This is a genomic window from Thermomonospora sp. CIF 1, assembly GCF_001896795.1.
Taxonomy (GTDB): domain Bacteria; phylum Actinomycetota; class Actinomycetes; order Streptosporangiales; family Streptosporangiaceae; genus Thermomonospora; species Thermomonospora curvata.
Genome location: NZ_MOYN02000023.1, coordinates 305,784 through 322,702 on the forward strand (window position 1 = coordinate 305,784; position 16,919 = coordinate 322,702).

A 16,919-nucleotide genomic window follows, 5' to 3' on the forward strand; every position below is an offset into this window, starting at 1 on the left:
GTTGATAGAACACGTTCTACTTCACCGGTCCCGCCCCACCCGGCCGGTGCGAGGAGGCGGTCATGCCCGTTCCCCACCAGCGCGACCCCGAACAGACCCGCCGCCTGCTGGAGGGATGGCTGGCCCGGCATCTGCCCGGCGCCCGCGTCCGCTCCGTGCAGATCCCGCAGACCAGCGGGTTCTCCAACGAGACCCTGCTGCTGGAGACCGACTGCGAGGGGCGGCACCGGTCACTGGTGGTCCGGGTGGCGCCCACCGGCTACCAGATCTTCCCCGAGCCCCGCTTCACCGAGCAGTACCGCCTGATGCGGATCCTCCACGAGCGCACCGACATCCCCGTCCCGCCCATCCTGTGGCATGAGCCGTCGGACGAGCCGCTGGGCGCGCCGTTCTTCGTGATGGCGCGGGTGGACGGGCGGGTGCCCACCGACATGCCGCCCTACCACACCGACGGCTGGGTGACGCAGGTGCCGCCGCGGGAGCGGGCCGCCATGTGGTGGTCGGCGCTGGAGATCCTGGCCCGGCTGCACCGATTGAAAGCAGACGAGCTGGGCCTGGAGTTCCTCGACCAGCCCCAGTGGGGGCCGGTGGGGATCCGGCAGCGGCTCGGCTACTACGAGCACTACCTGAGCTGGGCCTACCCGGGGCCACAGGAGGTGGCGCTGCGGGCGCTGGAGTGGCTCAAGGCCAACCGGCCCGCAGAGCCCGACCCGCCCGTCCTGCTGTGGGGGGACGCGCGGATCGGCAACGTGATCTACCGGGACGGGGTGCCGCAGGCGGTGCTGGACTGGGAGAACGCCGTGCTCGGGGCGCCCGAGGAGGACCTGGCCTGGTACCTGTGGATGGACCGGCACCACTCCGAAGGCGTCGGGGCGGAGCGCCTTGCGGGGTTCCCCTCCCATGAGGAGACCGTGGCGCGCTATGCGGAGCTGCTCGGCCGTCCGCTGCGCGACCTGGAGTACTACCAGGTGCTGTCCGGGTTCAAGTTCGCCGTGATGATGGCCCGGATCGGGCAGGCGATGATCGACTTCGGCTGGATCGGCCCTGAGGATCCCTTCCCCTACGACAACACCGCCACCCGGCTGCTGGACACCGTCCTCAAGGAGGTCGCGTGACGCTCTCGCCGCTCGACGACTACCCCATCCACCAGGTGCCGGAGGTCATGCGGCACACCGGGACCTCCGACCGCAACTTCTACGACCGCTACTACTTCAACTGCTTTCCGCTCTCCGGTGAGCTGATGCTGCTGGTGGGGATGGGCCAGTACCCCAACCTGGGCGTCACCGACGCCTTCGCGCTGCTGCGCCGCGGTCCGCTGCACCGGGTGGTGCGGGCCTCGCGGGAGCTGGGGGCGGACCGGATGGACACCCGCGTCGGCCCCTTCCACGTGGAGGTGCTCGAGGGCCTGCGCCGGCTGCGGGTGAGCCTGCAGGCCCCCGAGCACGGGCTGTCGTTCGATCTGACCTGGGAGGCGTCCATCCCCGCCCACCTGGAGCCGCCGCATTTCGTGCGCTGGCAGGAACGGGTGATCTTCGATTCGCGGCGGCTGGCGCAGACCGGCCGCTGGAGCGGCGCCATCACCGTGGACGGGGAGACCCTGACGGTCACCCCCGACCGGTGGTGGGGCTGCCGGGACCGCTCCTGGGGCATCCGGCCGGTCGGCGAGCCCGAGCCGCCCGGCATCCAGGTCAAAAATCCCGGGACGTTCTACTGGCTGTATGCGCCGATGCAGTTCGCGGACCACTCGATCCTGTGCATCGTCCAGGAGGACGACAAAGGCCGGCGGATCCTGGAGGAGGCCGTCCGCATCTGGCCCGATCCCGAGCGGGATCCGGAATATCTGGGACGTCCCGAATACCGGCCGGTCTACCGGGAGGGCACCCGGGAGGTGGAGAGCGCGACGCTCTCGTTCGCCCCGCCCGGCGGCAAGCCGTTCGATGTGCGCGCCACGCCGGTGCTGCCGGTGCACCTGATGGTCGGCACCGGGTACGGGCTGGAGCCGGACTGGAGGCACGGCATGTACCAGGGGCCGGAGCTGAAGGTGCAGAGCGTCAGCTACGACCTCCGCAAGGAAGAGGACGCCGCCCGCATGTGGGGAATGGTCGACGCCCTGGGCCGTTTCGAATACGACGGCAACGTCGGCTACGGCCTGCTGGAGTACTGGGCGCTGGGGCCGCACCCGAGTTTCCCCGAGTGATCCCCGCGCCCGGAAGGCCTCCCTCGAGGTTCAGGGCGCGTTCAGGGCGCACGTGGGCTTCCCGCCGCGCCGCTTTCCGCGGCCGGGACGGGGTGAAACCCGGCCGGGGCACGAGCGGCTCGGCGCCCCGGCCGGGCGGGTCTTGGGGCGAACCCTCCTCGGGTTCGCTCAGACGTCGGCGATGGGGCCTTCGGCGATGGTGAAGGCCACGTCGCCTTGGGCGTCCACTTGGGCGTCCAGGGTCTTGTCCGCGAGCAGCTCGGCCGCACCGGCCTCCAGGTACACGCGGGCGCCGCCCTCTTCGACGATCTGGTCCCCCGCCTCGGGGGCCGGGGCCACCGAGAGGGTGAGCGCCTGCGAGCCGTTGACGCCCGACGCGATGCGGATGCCGGTCTCCGGAGGCAGTTCGGGGTTGGCGGTCACGGTACGGATCACCTGAACGGCACCGCTGGTCAGCGTGAGCACGATCAGTTCTCCTCACATTCGATTCATCAGACCCGCCTTGCCCTGCCCGCTGACGCCCCCGGCAAACCGTTTCCGCTCCAGGGATCACCCCCGGACGCTGTGATGCGCGACACAGATCGCGCGCGATCCGGTGCTTCGGCCCAGGGGCGCCGGGCCGAAGCACCGGCGGATCAGCCCGCCGAGGGGGCCAGGGCGCGGACCGCCTCCAGCGGGGACATGCCGCTGCCGGGCACCACCGCCAGGATCGGGGTGGTCAATCCCGCCTCCACGTACTGGCGGATGCGGTCGCGGCAGGCCGCCGGGGAGCCGTGCACGATGAGGTCGTCCACCACCTCGTCGGGGATGGCCTCCAGCGCGGCCTTGCGGTCGCCGGCGTCCCAGGCGTCGTTCATCGGCTTGAGCGCGTCCCCCCGGCCCAGCCACTGGTGGAACGCCCGGTAGACCGGGACGTTCATGTACGCGGCGATCATCCAGCGGCCCGTGGCGCGGGCCTTCTCGGCGTCGTCGGTGGGGCACACGAACAGCCGGGCCAGCAGTTCCGGCTCCTCCCCCAGCACCCCGCGCACGGTGCGCACATCATGCGGGGCCAGCCAGTTGGTGATGGCGCCGTCGGCCTCGCGGGCGGCCAGGCGCAGCATCCCCGGGCGCAGCGCGGCCAGCACGATCGGCGGCTGCTGCGGCGGGGGCGCGTCCAGCTTGAAGCCCTGCACGCCCAGCGCCTCGTCGCTCACCTTCTCCCCGGTGAGGGCCTTGCGCAGGAACCGCAGCGTGTCGCGCACCCTCTGGTAGGGCTCGGTGAAGGGGATGCCGTTCCAGCGCTGCACGATGGTGTCCGACGAGGAGCCGATGCCCAGCACGAAGCGTCCCGGCGCCAGGGAGGCCAGCGTGGCGGCCTGCTGGGCCAGCAGCGCCGGCCCGCGGGTGTAGACCGGCACGATCGCCGTGCCCAGCCGCAGGTCCGGCCCCCACTGGGAGGACAGGGCGAGCGGGGTGAAGCCGTCGGCGCCGTTGGTCTCCGCCGACCAGACGTCGGTGTAGCCCAGGTCGGTCAGCTCGGTCACGATCTGGCGGTGCTCGGCCAGCGGCACCCCGGTCATCGGGACGGTCAGGCCCCAGCGAGCGGTCATGGTCGCGTCTCCTTCGGTAGGCGGGTCAGGCGATGGACGGGCGGACGATGGAGCCGCCGTCCACCACGATGGTCTGCCCGGTCATCCAGGAGGAGGCGTCGCCGGCCAGGAAGACCACGACGTTGGCGATGTCCTCGGGCTCACCGAGCCGGCCCAGCGGCAGCGCCTTGCTGATCCGCTCCTCGTGGGGCTCCCACAGGGCGCGGGCCAGGTGGGTCTTGACCAGGCCGGGGGCGATGGCGTTGACCCGCACCTTGGGGGCCAGCTCCACGGCGAACTGCCGGGTCAGGTGGATCACCGCGGCCTTGGTGGCGTTGTAGTAGCCGATGCCGCCCTCGGTGACCATGCCGCCGATGCTGGCCATGTTGACGATCACGCCGCCCCGCTCGGCCATCGACTTCTTCCAGGCCAGCGAGGTCCACTGCACGATGGAGAACTGGTTGACCTCGACGGTCTTGGCGGCGCGGGCGGCGTCGATGTCCACCATCGGCCCGTAGTAGGGGTTGGTGCCGGCGTTGTTGACCAGCACGTCGATCCCGCCGAACTCGGCGATCGCGGCGTCCATGCAGGCGGCGGCCTGCTCGGCGTCGCCCACGTGCGCGGCCTTGGCCAGCACCCCGACCTCGGGGTGGGCCGCGCGGATCTCGGCGGCCACCTCATCCAGTGCTTCCTGCTTGCGGGACGACAGCACCACGTTGGCGCCCTCTGCGGCCAGCGCCATGGCGCTGGCCTTGCCGATCCCGCGCGAGGCGCCGGTGATCAGCGCCGTCTTGCCCTGCAGTCCGGTCTGCATGCGCACTCCTCGAACTCGCGCCAGAACGGCATTCAGGGTAGCCAGTGACCGACCAGTCGGTATGTGCCGACCCTCACTTGCCGTCCCGCGTCTGTGCCGCCGTACCAGGCGACCTGCCGGGCGATGAGGTCACCGCACAAGCGCCGTCCCTCAGGGCATCCGCTCGATCTCCTCCAGCACGCCGGGCATCGCCTCGTTGCTCCAGCGGATCCACTCCGCCAGGACTTCCAGCTGCTCGTCGGTGAGCTCGGACATGCGGTCGGTGAAGGCCCGGGCGATCGGCTCGAAGTAGGCGGCCACCCGGGAGACCGCCTCGGGCACCGGCTCCACGATGACGCGCCGCCGGTCGGCCGGGTCGCGGGTGCGCTTGACGTAGCCGGCCTTCTCCAGCCGGTCGATGACGGCGGTGATCGCCCCTCCGGTGGTGATGCCCATGCTGTGGGCGAGCTTGCCGGGGGTCTGCGGCCCGTCCAGCACGAGCAGGTTGATGCACTGGGAGTCGGTCATGTTGATGCCCGCCCTGCTGGCGGCGGCGTGCTGGAGCATCATCGACCACATGGCGCTGCGCTGCAGCGCCACCCGCATCTCCTCGATCACCTCAGCGCGATCCGGCACGTCCAGGACCCTCTTCTCCCACCATCACCGCACGCTGAACCTTCCCGCCCGCCGGCCGTCGCCGGCGGTGGCGGGGACCGGCCCGGGGGCGGGCCGAGAAGGTCCACCGGAGAGCCGCTGTCCGGTAGCGGCTCCGCTACAGAACTCTATTGCTCGGACGCATGCAGTGGAGCAATACAGGGCGTCCGAAATCCCAATCTTCGACTGACTCCATACGGCGAGCAGCCCTGGCCGCCAGCAGCGGAGTCTCGATGGCGGGTTCGGAGAAACGGGTCGGGCCACGCCGCCTGCCGGTCGCGGCGCGGCCGCCCGCTCCTTTGAGAGGTCTGTTGCGGACCCGCCCGGGAAGGCCGCGGGGCGGGGGTGGGGATTGCGGCCTCCGTGCCGCGGGCCGGCCGGCGAATCGCCGGGCCGGGGAAGCAGACCCGGCGGTTCGCCGGCCTCACCCGCGGGTCGTCACAGGTCCCGGGGCCGCGGGGGCGCTCAGGCGGGGGCGGCGGCGCGCCGGGCCACCTCCTTGGCCCAGCGGTAGTCGGCCTTGCCGGCCGGAGAGCGCTTCATCTCCGGGACGAAGGCGTAGACCCGGGGCACCTTGTAGCCGGACAGGTGCTTGCGGCAGTGCGCGTCCAGTTCCTCGAAGGTGGGGGTGTGGCCGGCGGACGGCTGCACCACCGCCGCCACCCGGTTGCCCCAGCGTTCGTCGGGGACGCCGGTGACGACCGCGTCGTAGACGGCCGGGTGTCCTTTGAGGACGGCCTCGACCTCCTCGGGGAAGACCTTCTCGCCGCCGGTGTTGATGGCCTGGGAGCCGCGGCCGAACACCGCGATGGTGCCGTCGGCCTCCACGGTGGCGATGTCGCCGGTCAGCAGCCAGCGCTTGCCGTCGATCTCGGGGAAGGTCCGGGCGGTCTTCTCCGGGTCGTTGTAGTAGCCCACCGGGATGTGGCCGGTGCGGGCGACCTGGCCGAGCACGCCCGAGCCGGGTTCGACGGGCCGCAGCGACTCGTCCAGCACGGCGATGCTGTCGGTGTCGGCGGCGAACTTCAGCCCCTTCTCCGGGCTGGAGCCCGCGGTGGCCTCGGCGGTGGAACCGGATTCGGTGGAGCCGAAACGGTCCATGATCATCAGGTTGGGCAGCAGGGCGGACAAGCGCTGCCGCACCGCGCCGGTCAGGATCGCGCCGGTGGAGACGAAGGCGTACAGCGACGACAGGTCATAGGAGTTGCGGGTCAGCTCTTCCGCCAGCGGGATGGCCATCGCGTCCCCGGTGACGGTCATGGAGTTGACCTTCTCGCGCTCGACGGCCCGCCAGACCTCGGCGGGGTCGAACTTGCGCACGTACACCAGCGTGGCGCCCATCCACCAGGCGATCCAGGTGTTCATCTGGGCGGCGCCGTGCATCAGCGGGGCGACCGGCATCATCACCAGCGGGCCGGAGCCGGCGGCCTGGGCGATGACGTCCTCGGGCTTGGCGGGACGGGGCATGGTGGGGTTCCAGAAGGCGTGGAGCATCTGCTCCATCTCCCACATCACGCCCTTGGGCATGCCCGTGGTGCCCCCTGTGTAGATAATATACAGGTCTTTGCCGGAACGTACCGGGAAGTCCCGCTCAGTGGAACGGCCGCGCAGCGCGTCCTCAAAGCGCACCGCCCCGGGCACCGCCGACTCGCCGCCGACCGCGATGAAGTGCCGCAGCTTGGGGGCGTGCGCCGCGGCGGCGGCCACCCGCTCGTCGAACTCCACGTCGTAGATCAGGGCGACGCTGTCGGAGTCGGTGTAGAGGTAGACCAGCTCGCTTTCCACGTACCGGTAGTTGATGTTGATCGGCACGGCCCGGATCTTCAGGGCGGCCAGCAACGCGGTGATGTATTCCAGGCCGTTGTAGAGCTGGATGGCCACGTGCCGCCCCGGCTCCACCCCCGCCTCCTGCAGGTGGTGCGCCAGCCGGGTGGCCTGCGCGTCCAGCTCGGCGTAGGTGACCCTTTGGTCACCGCACACCGCCGCGGTGCGTCCCCCGATCGCGTCCGCGACCCCCTCGAACAGATCTGCGTAGTTGAACTCCATACCGGCGACCTCCGGCGGAATCGGGGTGGGCCGGGCCGGGGGCCTCCCGGCCGCCCGGCCCGTCTGGGGGTCTGGGGGTGCTCCCCCAGAGAAAAGGGGTGGGGGTGGTCTCCGCGATGCGGCGCGTCAGCTCACGGCTTGTCGGAGCCGACGATCCACATGGCGAAGAACTGCGCGCCGCCGCCGTAGGCGTGGCCCAGGGCCTTGCGGGCGCCGTCCACCTGGTGCTCGCCGGCCATGCCGCGCACCTGCAGCGCGGCCTCGGCGAAGCGGATCATCCCGGACGCGCCGATCGGGTTGGACGACAGCACCCCGCCGGAGGGGTTCCAGGGGATGTCGCCGTCCAGCGCGGTGGCGCCGGACTCGGTGAGCTTCCAGCCCTCGCCCTCGCCGCAGAACCCCAGGTTCTCCAGCCACATCGGCTCGTACCAGGAGAAGGGGACGTACACCTCGGCGCAGTCCAGGTCGCGGCGCGGGTCGTCGATGCCGGCCTGCCGGTAGACGTCGGCCGCCGCGTCCCGGCCGGCCTGGGGGTTCACCACGTCCCGCCCGGCGAAGAAGATCGGCTCAGAGCGCATGGAGGTGCCCAGGATCCAGGCCGGCGGGTTGGGGGCGCGCCGCGCCGCGCTCTCTGAGGCCAGCACCATCGCGCAGGCGCCGTCGGAGGACGGGCAGGTCTCCAGGTAGCGGATGGGCTCCCACAGCATCGGGGTGGACTCGACCATCTCCCGGGAGATGCCGGGGATCTTCAGGTGGGCGTACGGGTTCTTCAGCGCGTTCAGCCGGTCCTTGACCGCCACCAGCGTGCCGATGTGGTCGGGGGCGCCCGAGCGCCGCATGTAGGCGCGGATGTGCGGGGCGAAGTAGCCGCCCGCCCCCACCACCAGGGACGCGTTGTGCGGGGACTCGATCGTCAGCGCCCAGGTGGCGTTGGATTCGGACTGCTTCTCCCAGGCCACGGTCAGCACCCGCTCGTGCACGCCGCTGTGGATCAGCCCGGCCGCCACGATCGCCGTGGAGCCGCCCACCGACCCGGCGGTGTGCACCCGCATCATCGGCTTGCCGGTGGCGCCCAGCGCGTCGGCCAGGTACGCCTCCGGCATCATCACGCCCTCGAACAGGTCGGGGGCCTTGCCGATCACCACGGCGTCGATGTCGGCCCAGGTCAGGCCGGCGTCCTCGAGCGCCCGCTGCGCGGCCTCCCGCACCAGCCCGGCTATCGACACATCCCGCCGCCGGGTCCTGTACTCGGTCTGCCCGACGCCGATGACGGCACACGGGTTACCCATGACGCACCTTCCCGTCCCAGATCCGGTCCGCGCACCTGCCCGCCGGACCGGCGCAGGGGTCACCCACGGGGCTCTCCTTCCATGACGCAGACGAGGTTCTGCTGCAGGCACGGGCCGGAGGAGGCGTGCCCGAGCACCTTGCCCGCACTCCCGTCGTGGATGCGGGCGGCGGCCTCGCCGATGCGGATCAGCCCGGCGGCCATGACCGGGTTGGCCGACAGCGCCCCGCCGGAGGGGTTGACCAGCACGTCCTCGCCCAGCTTCAGCGCCTCGCGCAGGATCAGTTCCTCGTGGCTGAACTGGGCGTGCAGCTCGGCCACCTCGACCCCGGCCGCCCCGGCCCGCTCCCCGGCGATGCGGGCCGACTCGCTGCGGCTCAGATCCCGCGCGCCCGGGGAGTGCGGGTCGGCGCGGTGGTCGATGCCGGTGATCCAGGCCGGGCGCTCGCACAGCTCGCGGGCCTTGTCCCCGGCGGCCAGCACGATCGCCGCGGCCCCGTCGGTGATGGGGGCGACGTCGTAGGGGCGCAGCGGCGCCACCTCGTAGCCGGCCGAGGGGTCGGGGTCCTCCAGGTGCAGGGCGTAGGGGTTCTCCCGCCCGGCCGCCCGGGACCTGGCGGCCACCGCGCGCAGGTCGTCCTCCTTGGCCCCGGCCCGCTCCAGGTAGGCGCGGGCCTGCAGGGCGGCCAGCGAGACCTGGTCGGGTCCCAGCGGGGCCAGGTAGTAGGGGTCGAGCTGGAACGTCATCACCTTGCGCACGTCGGTCTGGGAGGACTTGCCGAACCCGTAGACCAGCGCGGTGTCGATGTCGTCGTGCAGCAGCCGGACGTAGGCCTCATACAGCGCCCAGGCGGCGTCCATCTCCACGTGGCTTTCGGAGATGGGCGGCCAGGCGCCGACCGGGTCCAGCGCCGAGACGAACGCGAACGGCTTGCCCTCCAGGTAGTCGCACGACCCCGAGCAGGTGAAGCCGAACCGGTCGATGCCGGTGCGCTCCTTGATCTCGGCGATGACCGGGGCCAGCAGCTCCGGCTCGGTCAGCCCGGCGTCCTCGGCGGTGTGCTTGGTCTGGACGAACGCGACGACCGCGATATCCCTGCTCATACGTAATCCTTGATCCGCTCAAAAGGCACGTCGGGCTCGTCGATCGGCTCGAACCACTTGATGTTGGCCATCGTCGGCCCCCACTCCTCGCGGGGCCGCCAGGCCGCCTTGACGCGCATGCCGATCCGGACCTGGTCGGCGGGGATCCCGGCGACCAGGGCGAGCATGGGGATGTCGGCGCCGTCCAGCAGGATGTAGGCCGACACGAACGGCACCTCGGGGGCGCGCGGGTCGGGGATGTTGTTGACCGCGAAGGTGGTGACGGTGCCGGTGTCGGCGACCTCCACCTCCTCGGTGGTGGGCACCCCGTCGCGGGCGCACATGCCCTTCATCGGGACGATCACGCTGTCGCACACCGGGCAGCGGTGGCCCAGGATCCTGCCCTCGGCGATGCCCTCCAGGAAGCGGCCCAGGGCCCTGCCGGCGCCCAGGGTGTACTCCTGCCGGGTCGGCGCGGTGATCATCGTGACCTCGGGGCGGAAGCACTCGATGTCGCTGATGTGCCCGCTGCGTTCGGCCCGCCACTTGGGGCGCACCCGCAGGCCGGTCTTCAGCTGCCGGGGCGGCTTGGCGCCGGCCTCGTGCACGCCCATGTCCAGGGCGTGCAGCAGGGCGGTGTCGGCGCCGTCCGGTTTGATCAGCGCCCAGGCGAAGGGCCGGTCCAGCGGGTGCTCCGGGCGCGGGTGGGCGACCCACGACCAGGTCTGCACCGTGCCCGAGGGGCCGACCTCCACCCATTCGTCGGTGACGGCCTCGCCGGTGGCCGGGTCGTACTCGGTCGGCGGGACCAGCACCCGCCCGCCGGCCGTGCGCACGCCCATCAGCCGGCCGTCGCGCAGCTCGGTCAGGAAGCGGCCGATGACCGGGCCGACCGAGCGCGTGTAGCCGCCCGGGAATTCCAGGACGTGGTTGGGACTAGATGGCAACTTCGCGGTCCTTCCAGTACGGGTCCCGCAGCTTGCGCTTGAGCAGCTTTCCGTTGGGCTCGCGCGGCATCTTGTCGATGAAGTCGATGGACTTGGGCCACTTCATGCGGGCCAGCCGGCCCTCCAGGGAGGCCAGGATCTCCTGGGCCAGCTCCGGGCCGGGCTCCACGCCCTCGGCGGGCTCGACCACGGCCTTGATCTGCTCGCCCCACTCCTCGTCGGGGATGCCGAACACGGCCACGTCGGCGACCTTGGGGTGGGTGAGGATCTCGTTCTCGATCTCGGCGGGGTAGATGTTGGCCCCACCGGAGATGATCATGTCGGCCTTGCGGTCGGACAGGAACAGGAAGCCGTCCTCGGTGAGGTAGCCGACGTCGCCGACGGTGAAGAAGTCGCGCAGCCGGCTCTTTTCGGTCTTCTCCTTGTCGCCCTTGTACTCGAACTGGGCGCCGGCCATCTTCATGTAGATGGTGCCGGGGGTGCCCGGCGGCACCTCGTTGCCGTCGTCGTCGACGATCAGCAGCTCGCTGATCGGCCAGGCCTTGCCGACGGTGCCGGGGTGCTCCCGCCAGTCCTGCGGGGAGGCGATGGTGCCGCCGCCCTCGGTGGCCGCGTAGTACTCCCAGATGCAGTCGCCCCACCAGTCGAGCATCTGCTGCTTGAGGGGGATGGGGCAGGGCGCCGCGGCGTGGATCGCCCACTTCATCGACGAGACGTCGTAGCGGTTGCGGACCTCTTCGGGCAGCGACAGCAGCCGCTTGAAGTGGGTGGGCACCATGTGGGTGTTGGTGACGCGGTAGCGCTCGATCAGCCGCAGCGTCTCCTCGGCGTCCCACTTGTCCATGTAGACCAGCGTGTGGCCCATGTGCAGGGCCGTCCCGCCGAACTGGGTGACGGCGGTGTGGTAGGACGGCGAGGTCACCAGGTGCGCCTGCGGCTCCCCGCCCGCGGGGCGGCCCGGCGGGATGCCGAACAGGCCCAGCAGGAACGTCAGCAGCTCGCCGTTGTCGTCGGGGTCGATGCCCGGCAGCGGGCGCCGCACGCCCTTGGGCCGGCCGGTGGTGCCCGAGGTGTAGTGCATGGTGGCGCCGGCGGTGCGGTCCTCCGGCAGGGTGTCGGGCTGCCCGTCCACCAGTTCCGAGAACGGGCGGAACCCTTCGACCTCGCCGAAGGAGAACCGGCGGTGGTCCTCCAGCTTGGCCTCATCGGCGCCGCGCCGTCCTTCGGCGGCGTACCGCTCGTGCACGAAGAACGCCTTGGCCTCGGCGTCCGCCACGATGTAGCCGATCTCCGGCCCGGTCAGGTGCCAGTTGATCGGGGTGTAGTACCAGCCCGCCTGCAGCGCCGCCAGGTACAGCGTCAGGCCGTCCACTCCGTTGGGCACCAGCCCGCAGATGCCGTCGCCCTTCTTCAGCCCCAGCGCGCGCAGCCCGTGAACCAGCCGGTTGGCCCGGGCGAGCACTTCCCCGGCGGTGTGCTCGGTGCCGTCCGGATCAACGGCCGCGATCCATTCCGGATCGGCCTGCGCCAGCCTCCAAAAACCCAACGACCCCATCGGCGTTCTCCACGCTTTGAGTAGACGTCCGGAGGCAAAGTAGATCACGTTCTCGTTTGACTCGACAAGACCTGTTTGCAGGCGGAGATCATTACTAGAATCTGTTCTTATTTTGTCGCATGCCAGGAGGTCTGTGCCGATGGAGCGGCTGCCGATCAGCACCGCGCACTGCACGGTCGAGCAGGACGGTCACGTGGTGATCGTGACCATGAACCGGCCGGAGGCCCGCAACGCCCTCAGCACGTCGATGCTCGTCGGGATGGCCGACGCCTTCGCCTACATCTCCCAGACCCCCGAGGTCCGGGTGGGCATCCTGACCGGGGCGGGCGGGCACTTTTGCTCCGGCGCCGACCTGAAGGCGATGGGCACCCCGCCGGAGGACGAACGCGAACAGCGGCGGGCGGCGGAGATCACCAACTACCACTGGAAGGGCCTGCTGCGGGAGGCGGTGCCCACCAAGCCGATCATCGCCGCCATCGAGGGGTACGCGGTGGCCGGCGGCACCGAGCTGCTGCTGGGCACCGACCTGCGGGTGGTCGCCGAGGGCGCCACGCTGGGGCTGTATGAGGCCAAGCGCGGGCTGTTCCCGATGGGCGGCTCGGTGGTGCGGCTGCCCCGCCAGATCGGGTACGCCCCGGCGATGGAGATCCTGCTCACCGCCCGGTCGGTGACCCCGCAGGAGGCGCTGGCCATGGGGTTGATCAACCGGGTGGTCCCCGACGGGCAGGCCTTGTCGGCCGCCCGGGAGCTGGCCGACCAGATCGCCGCCTGCGCCCCGCTGTCGGTGCAGGCCATCTTGCGCGCCCACCGGGAGACCTTCCACCTGCCGGAGGAGGAGGCGCTCAAGGTCAGCGACGAGATCGGCTGGCCGATCTTCGCCACCGAGGACGCCCAGGAGGGGCCGCGGGCCTTCCGGGAGAAGCGTCCCCCGGTCTTCAAGGGCCGCTGACGCACGCGGCGCGGTCCGGGGGACGCGCCCCGGACCGCGCCGTGGCCTACACCGCGCTGCCGTAACGCACCTCGCCCGCCGGCCGGTAGGTGGCGGCGATGGCGCCGCTACCGGTGGTCTGGGCCTCGATGAGCCGCAGCGCCGCCGTCGTGGTGCCGTCGAACAGGCGCTGTCCCGAGCCGAGCAGCACCGGGTAGAACCACAGCCGGTACTCGTCGATCAGGCCGTGGGCGGCCAGCGTCTGGGCGAGCCGCCCGCTGCCGTGGATCTGCAGCTCGCCGCCCGGCCGCCGCTTCAGCTCGGTGACCTGTTGCACCACGTCCCCGGCCAGGAGCGTGGAGTTGCGCCAGTCGGCCGAGCGCAGCGTGCGGGAGACGACGTACTTGGGCAGCGTGTTGAGCCTGTCGGCGATCAGGTTGTCCTTGCCGGTCACCTTGGGCCAGTAGGCGGCGAAGATCTCATACGTGCGGCGGCCCAGCAGGAACGCCTCGGCCTTGGCGAACCGCTCGTTCTGGATGCGCAGCAGTTCCTCGTCGAAGTAGGGGACCTGCCAGCCGCCGTGCGCAAAACCGCCGGCGAGGTCCTCATCGCGCGCCCCGGGCGCCTGCATGACCCCGTCCAGGGTGAGGAAGGCGCCCAGCGTGAGCTTCATGATCGTCCTTTCGGTGCCGCCGGCCGGGCCCTGCTCGCCCCGGTCCTCCGACCGGATGGACGGCGGCGCGCCCCGAAAGTCATCGGCCCGCACCCGGCCGTCGCGATGTCGTGCGGCACCCCTACCCGCATCGCGGAGTGGACGCACTCGCGCTCACGCACTGAACCTTTTCAACACGCGGTTTCAGGTGGCCGAGACGGGAGCCCCGGTGCCGTGCCATCGCAGGTCACGGTCTTCTCCCCGGCCGCGACGCACCCGTGCTGAGCCGCGGGAACGGCGTGTTGGAAAAGGCGTGTTGGAAAAGGCCCGCCCGCTGAAAACCCGCGGCGCGGCGGTGGCTGTGGCCCGGCGCCGGGTCGCCGGGCCACAGCCGGCCGGTCAGCCCTCGGTGATCTTGTTGAGGCGCTCGATGGCGTCCACGAACTCCTCGATCAGGTCGTAGACCACCTGGGCGGCGGGCTTGATCTGGTTCATGGAGCCGACGATCTGGCCGACCGGGAAGGTGACCAGCTCCCCGTCGCCGGAGCGGTGGATGCGGCGCAGCGCGTCGGCGATCAGCATGAACTGCATGGGCATCGGCAGCGTGCCGGGCGACTCCTCGCTCTCCCAGGCGTCCGTCCAGGCGGTGCGCAGCAGCCGGGCGGGCTTGCCGGTCCAGGAGCGGGAGCGCACGGTGTCGCGCGAGGTGGCCTTGAGCAGCTTCTCGCGGGCCAGCTCGGGGGTGTCGGCCTCGTCCACGGTGAGCCAGATGGAGCCGGTCCACACCCCGTCGGCGCCCAGCGCCATCCCGGCGGCCATCTGGCTGCCCCGGCCGATGCCGCCGGCGGCCAGCACGATGGTGTCCTTGCCGACCGCGTCGACCACCTCGGGGATGAGCACCATGGTGGACACGTCCCCGGTGTGCCCGCCGGCCTCGGTGCCCTGGGCCACGATGATGTCCACGCCCACCTCGACCTGCTTGCGGGCGTGCCGGGCGTTGCTGGCCAGCCCGGCGACCTTGATGCCGCGCTGGTGGGCCTCGGCCACCACGTCGGCCGGGGGCGGGCCCAGCGCGCTGGCCAGCAGCGCGATGGGATGCCGGAAGGCCACCTCGACCTGGGGGCGGGCGGTGACGTCGGTCCAGCCGAGCAGGATCTTGTCGGCGCCCTCGGCGGACGGCTCCACCCCGTGCTTGGCCAGCAGGTCCTCCACGAACTGCCGGTGCCGCTCGGGGATCATGGCCTGCAGCTTGGTCACCAGCTCCTGGGCGTCGCCGGCGTCGGCGCCCTCGTATTTGGCGGGCATCACCACGTCCACGCCATAGGGCTTGCCGCCGACGTGCTCGTCGATCCACTTGAGCTCCAGCTCGAGCTCTTCGGGGGTGAAGTTGAGCGCGCCGAGGACCCCCATGCCGCCGGCGCGGCTGACCGCCGCGACCACGTCACGGCAGTGGCTGAACGCAAAGATCGGGTACTCGATGCCGAAGAGTTCGGTTACTCGTGTCCGCACGCCCCGACTGTAAGCCGCAAGCCCAGAAAACTGCAACAGGTTCTAGTTCAGGTTTTCCCGACCGCAGAGCTCAGACCTTGTCTTCTGGTACAGGTTCTAGGGGTTTGCGGGGGCGGTCGCGGCCCTGCTGCGGCGGGCGGGAGAGCGCCGGGTTGCAAAGCCCGGCGACGCTCAGGACGTCCCGGCGCGCGGCCAAGCCCGAGGGCGGCGAACGGCGGACCCGCAGGCGCCCTCGGCCGGTAAAGCGGCGGCAGGCGCGTGAGGGCCGCGGCCGACCGAGAACGCGCGCAGATCCACATCCCCGCACCGGCGGGATGAAGCGCCTGCGAACCTCAGGTCCCCGCCGGCAAGCACCGCCGATGCGGCCCTCCGGCGCAGGGCCGCAGATCGCGGGGAGGCCGGGTCATGTGGTGCCCGGCCGGGCGAGGCGGAGACGACCGCATCGGCCCGGCCGTTGAGAACACCGCCGCAAGCCGCGGAAACGGCGTCCCGCGGCGGTCAAGAACCGGCGGACCGGTGGGCGCCCACCGGGGAGGGAGCATCGGACGAGGCGGCCTGCCCGCCGGAGGAGCCGCTGCCGGCAGGCCCTTTGCGGGGCGGGTTCCCGCCGGGCGGGCCGCCCGCCGGGGGACCGGCGGTGCCGAAGCGGCCGTCGGGCTTGCGGGTGAACCCGCCGCCGGACTGCGCGGCGCCGTCGCCGCCGGCGGGGGCGCGCGTGCTCAGGAAGATCCCGCCCAGCAGCAGCACCAGGCCGCCGACCAGGCCGACCAGCGGCAGGATGGACTCCACCAGGTCGCGCTTGAAGGCGTAATCGTTGGCGGTCTCCACATTGCGCTGCTGGTCGCGCTCGACCGTCACCAGGCGGGCCTCGGCGATGACCATCCGGCCCCGGCCGTCCTCGGTCTCCACGGTGCTGCGGATGTTCTGGTCGTGCTTGACCGGGATGCCGGTGCGCGGGTCCACCCAGGTGGTGATGGTCGCCGAGAAGTAGCGGTCGACCCGGTGGGTGCGCCGGGCGTCCCGGCCCCGCAGCCCCAGCATCTTGCCGGTGGGCCGCATGTCGATCTTGGCGGTCTTGGTGCTGGGGATCTGCTGGACGAACCGGTAGGTGTTCAGGCCGTGGATGCGCTCCTCGCCGTCGAACCTGGCCGGCAGCGCCCGGCGGGTGGACATGTCGAACACCGGGTAGTCCTGCCGCTGCACGTCCGCCACCGGGAACAGCAGCCCGTACCCCGACATCTGCACCCTGGTGTCGCCGCCGACATGGGCGCCGCAGCAGTTGACCAGCTTGCCGGTGCGGCGGTCGAAGGCGATCCGGTAGGTCTGGAACTCGACCTGCTTGCGCCGTTCCTTGTCGTAGATCTCGGTGATCGAGTCCCACACGGCGATGTCGTTGTCGCCCTGGTTGGCCCGGGTGTCGCCGCGGACGGTGTTGACGGCCGCCAGCGTCACGCCCGAACGGACCCGGCCCTCCAGCAGGTCGAAGTAGCGGGCGTCGCGCGCCTCCAGCTCGGTGGCCTGGTAGAAGTTCAGCGGCGCGCGGACCACCTGGCCCGCGACGTAAAAGCGCACCAGGGGGGCCAGCGCGAGCAGGAAGGACCCCAGACCGACCAGCACCAGACCGAGCGGTCGCCGCATCTGTAACCTCCTGGGCTGCCGAGGGACGGACACGGGTCGGCGGGCCCGAACGCGTACG

15 protein-coding genes are annotated in these 16,919 nt (G+C 71.4%); 3 read left to right on the plus strand and 12 right to left on the minus strand.

Going from position 1 to position 16,919, the window contains the following annotated elements:
• The first annotated feature begins 62 nt into the window (after positions 1 to 62).
• Both BUE48_RS19785 and BUE48_RS19790 read left to right on the plus strand, forming a co-directional pair.
• Complete coding sequence (locus tag BUE48_RS19785) at positions 63 to 1,115, plus strand: phosphotransferase family protein (RefSeq protein ID WP_012854287.1); 1,053 nt, start codon at positions 63 to 65, stop codon at positions 1,113 to 1,115.
• On the plus strand, positions 1,112 to 2,197 hold the full coding sequence (locus BUE48_RS19790; protein WP_012854288.1) for an Rv3169 family protein: 1,086 nt from the start codon (positions 1,112 to 1,114) through the stop codon (positions 2,195 to 2,197). The genes BUE48_RS19785 and BUE48_RS19790 overlap by 4 nt, the downstream gene beginning before the upstream one ends.
• A gap of 168 nt (positions 2,198 to 2,365) precedes the next feature.
• On the opposite strand, the gene BUE48_RS19795 is transcribed toward BUE48_RS19790, so the two are convergent.
• The 9 genes from BUE48_RS19795 to BUE48_RS19835 form a co-directional block, all read right to left on the minus strand.
• Positions 2,366 to 2,662, minus strand: coding sequence for a hypothetical protein (locus tag BUE48_RS19795; protein ID WP_012854289.1), 297 nt, complete (start codon positions 2,660 to 2,662; stop codon positions 2,366 to 2,368).
• 170 nt (positions 2,663 to 2,832) lie between these two features.
• The gene (locus BUE48_RS19800) at positions 2,833 to 3,789 is read right to left on the minus strand and encodes an LLM class F420-dependent oxidoreductase (RefSeq protein WP_012854290.1); all 957 of its coding nucleotides are present in this window, start codon (positions 3,787 to 3,789) and stop codon (positions 2,833 to 2,835) included.
• A gap of 25 nt (positions 3,790 to 3,814) precedes the next feature.
• Positions 3,815 to 4,582, minus strand: coding sequence for an SDR family oxidoreductase (locus BUE48_RS19805; protein WP_012854291.1), 768 nt, complete (start codon positions 4,580 to 4,582; stop codon positions 3,815 to 3,817).
• Between the two features lie 150 nt (positions 4,583 to 4,732).
• A complete protein-coding gene (locus BUE48_RS19810) occupies positions 4,733 to 5,197 on the minus strand; it encodes a MarR family winged helix-turn-helix transcriptional regulator (RefSeq protein ID WP_012854292.1) in 465 nt (154 codons plus the stop codon).
• Between the two features lie 483 nt (positions 5,198 to 5,680).
• Complete coding sequence (locus BUE48_RS19815; RefSeq protein ID WP_286990713.1) at positions 5,681 to 7,261, minus strand: acyl-CoA synthetase; 1,581 nt, start codon at positions 7,259 to 7,261, stop codon at positions 5,681 to 5,683.
• Positions 7,262 to 7,392: 131 nt separating this feature from the next.
• Positions 7,393 to 8,550: a thiolase family protein gene (locus BUE48_RS19820; RefSeq protein WP_012854294.1), complete on the minus strand. Its 1,158-nt coding sequence runs from the start codon at positions 8,548 to 8,550 to the stop codon at positions 7,393 to 7,395.
• Between the two features lie 59 nt (positions 8,551 to 8,609).
• A complete protein-coding gene (locus tag BUE48_RS19825) occupies positions 8,610 to 9,653 on the minus strand; it encodes a thiolase family protein (protein ID WP_012854295.1) in 1,044 nt (347 codons plus the stop codon).
• Positions 9,650 to 10,579, minus strand: coding sequence for a Zn-ribbon domain-containing OB-fold protein (locus tag BUE48_RS19830; protein ID WP_012854296.1), 930 nt, complete (start codon positions 10,577 to 10,579; stop codon positions 9,650 to 9,652). The genes BUE48_RS19825 and BUE48_RS19830 overlap by 4 nt, the downstream gene beginning before the upstream one ends.
• Entirely contained in the window at positions 10,569 to 12,134 is a 1,566-nt protein-coding gene (locus BUE48_RS19835; protein WP_012854297.1) for an acyl-CoA synthetase, read from the minus strand. Before BUE48_RS19835 ends, BUE48_RS19830 begins: the two co-directional genes overlap by 11 nt.
• Positions 12,135 to 12,273: 139 nt before the next feature.
• Here BUE48_RS19835 and BUE48_RS19840 point away from each other — a divergent pair, with 139 nt between their 5' ends.
• Entirely contained in the window at positions 12,274 to 13,083 is an 810-nt protein-coding gene (locus tag BUE48_RS19840) for a crotonase/enoyl-CoA hydratase family protein (protein WP_012854298.1), read from the plus strand.
• 46 nt (positions 13,084 to 13,129) lie between these two features.
• Here the strand turns inward: BUE48_RS19840 and BUE48_RS19845 are convergent, their stop codons facing one another.
• The 3 genes from BUE48_RS19845 to pgfA all read right to left on the minus strand — a co-directional run bounded on the left by BUE48_RS19845 (position 13,130) and on the right by pgfA (position 16,861).
• Positions 13,130 to 13,735, minus strand: a complete 606-nt coding sequence (locus tag BUE48_RS19845; protein WP_012854299.1) for a dihydrofolate reductase family protein — start codon at positions 13,733 to 13,735, stop codon at positions 13,130 to 13,132.
• 378 nt (positions 13,736 to 14,113) lie between these two features.
• Positions 14,114 to 15,223, minus strand: coding sequence for an NAD(P)H-dependent flavin oxidoreductase (locus tag BUE48_RS19850; RefSeq protein ID WP_012854300.1), 1,110 nt, complete (start codon positions 15,221 to 15,223; stop codon positions 14,114 to 14,116).
• A 498-nt stretch (positions 15,224 to 15,721) separates the two neighbouring features.
• The gene (pgfA, locus tag BUE48_RS19855; RefSeq protein ID WP_012854301.1) at positions 15,722 to 16,861 is read right to left on the minus strand and encodes a cell envelope lipid trafficking protein PgfA; all 1,140 of its coding nucleotides are present in this window, start codon (positions 16,859 to 16,861) and stop codon (positions 15,722 to 15,724) included.
• Positions 16,862 to 16,919 lie beyond the last annotated feature (58 nt).

What these genes read in the sequence shown, in the direction of transcription:
- BUE48_RS19785 (WP_012854287.1), top strand. Translation starts at nt 63, where the DNA reads ATGCCCGTTCCCCACCAGCGCGACCCCGAACAGACCCGCCGCCTGCTG.
- BUE48_RS19845 (WP_012854299.1), bottom strand. Translation starts at nt 13,735, where the DNA reads ATGAAGCTCACGCTGGGCGCCTTCCTCACCCTGGACGGGGTCATGCAG.
- BUE48_RS19815 (WP_286990713.1), bottom strand. Translation starts at nt 7,261, where the DNA reads ATGGAGTTCAACTACGCAGATCTGTTCGAGGGGGTCGCGGACGCGATC.
- pgfA (WP_012854301.1), bottom strand. Translation starts at nt 16,861, where the DNA reads ATGCGGCGACCGCTCGGTCTGGTGCTGGTCGGTCTGGGGTCCTTCCTG.
- BUE48_RS19805 (WP_012854291.1), bottom strand. Translation starts at nt 4,582, where the DNA reads ATGCAGACCGGACTGCAGGGCAAGACGGCGCTGATCACCGGCGCCTCG.
- BUE48_RS19825 (WP_012854295.1), bottom strand. Translation starts at nt 9,653, where the DNA reads ATGAGCAGGGATATCGCGGTCGTCGCGTTCGTCCAGACCAAGCACACC.
- BUE48_RS19820 (WP_012854294.1), bottom strand. Translation starts at nt 8,550, where the DNA reads ATGGGTAACCCGTGTGCCGTCATCGGCGTCGGGCAGACCGAGTACAGG.
- BUE48_RS19835 (WP_012854297.1), bottom strand. Translation starts at nt 12,134, where the DNA reads ATGGGGTCGTTGGGTTTTTGGAGGCTGGCGCAGGCCGATCCGGAATGG.
- BUE48_RS19840 (WP_012854298.1), top strand. Translation starts at nt 12,274, where the DNA reads ATGGAGCGGCTGCCGATCAGCACCGCGCACTGCACGGTCGAGCAGGAC.
- BUE48_RS19800 (WP_012854290.1), bottom strand. Translation starts at nt 3,789, where the DNA reads ATGACCGCTCGCTGGGGCCTGACCGTCCCGATGACCGGGGTGCCGCTG.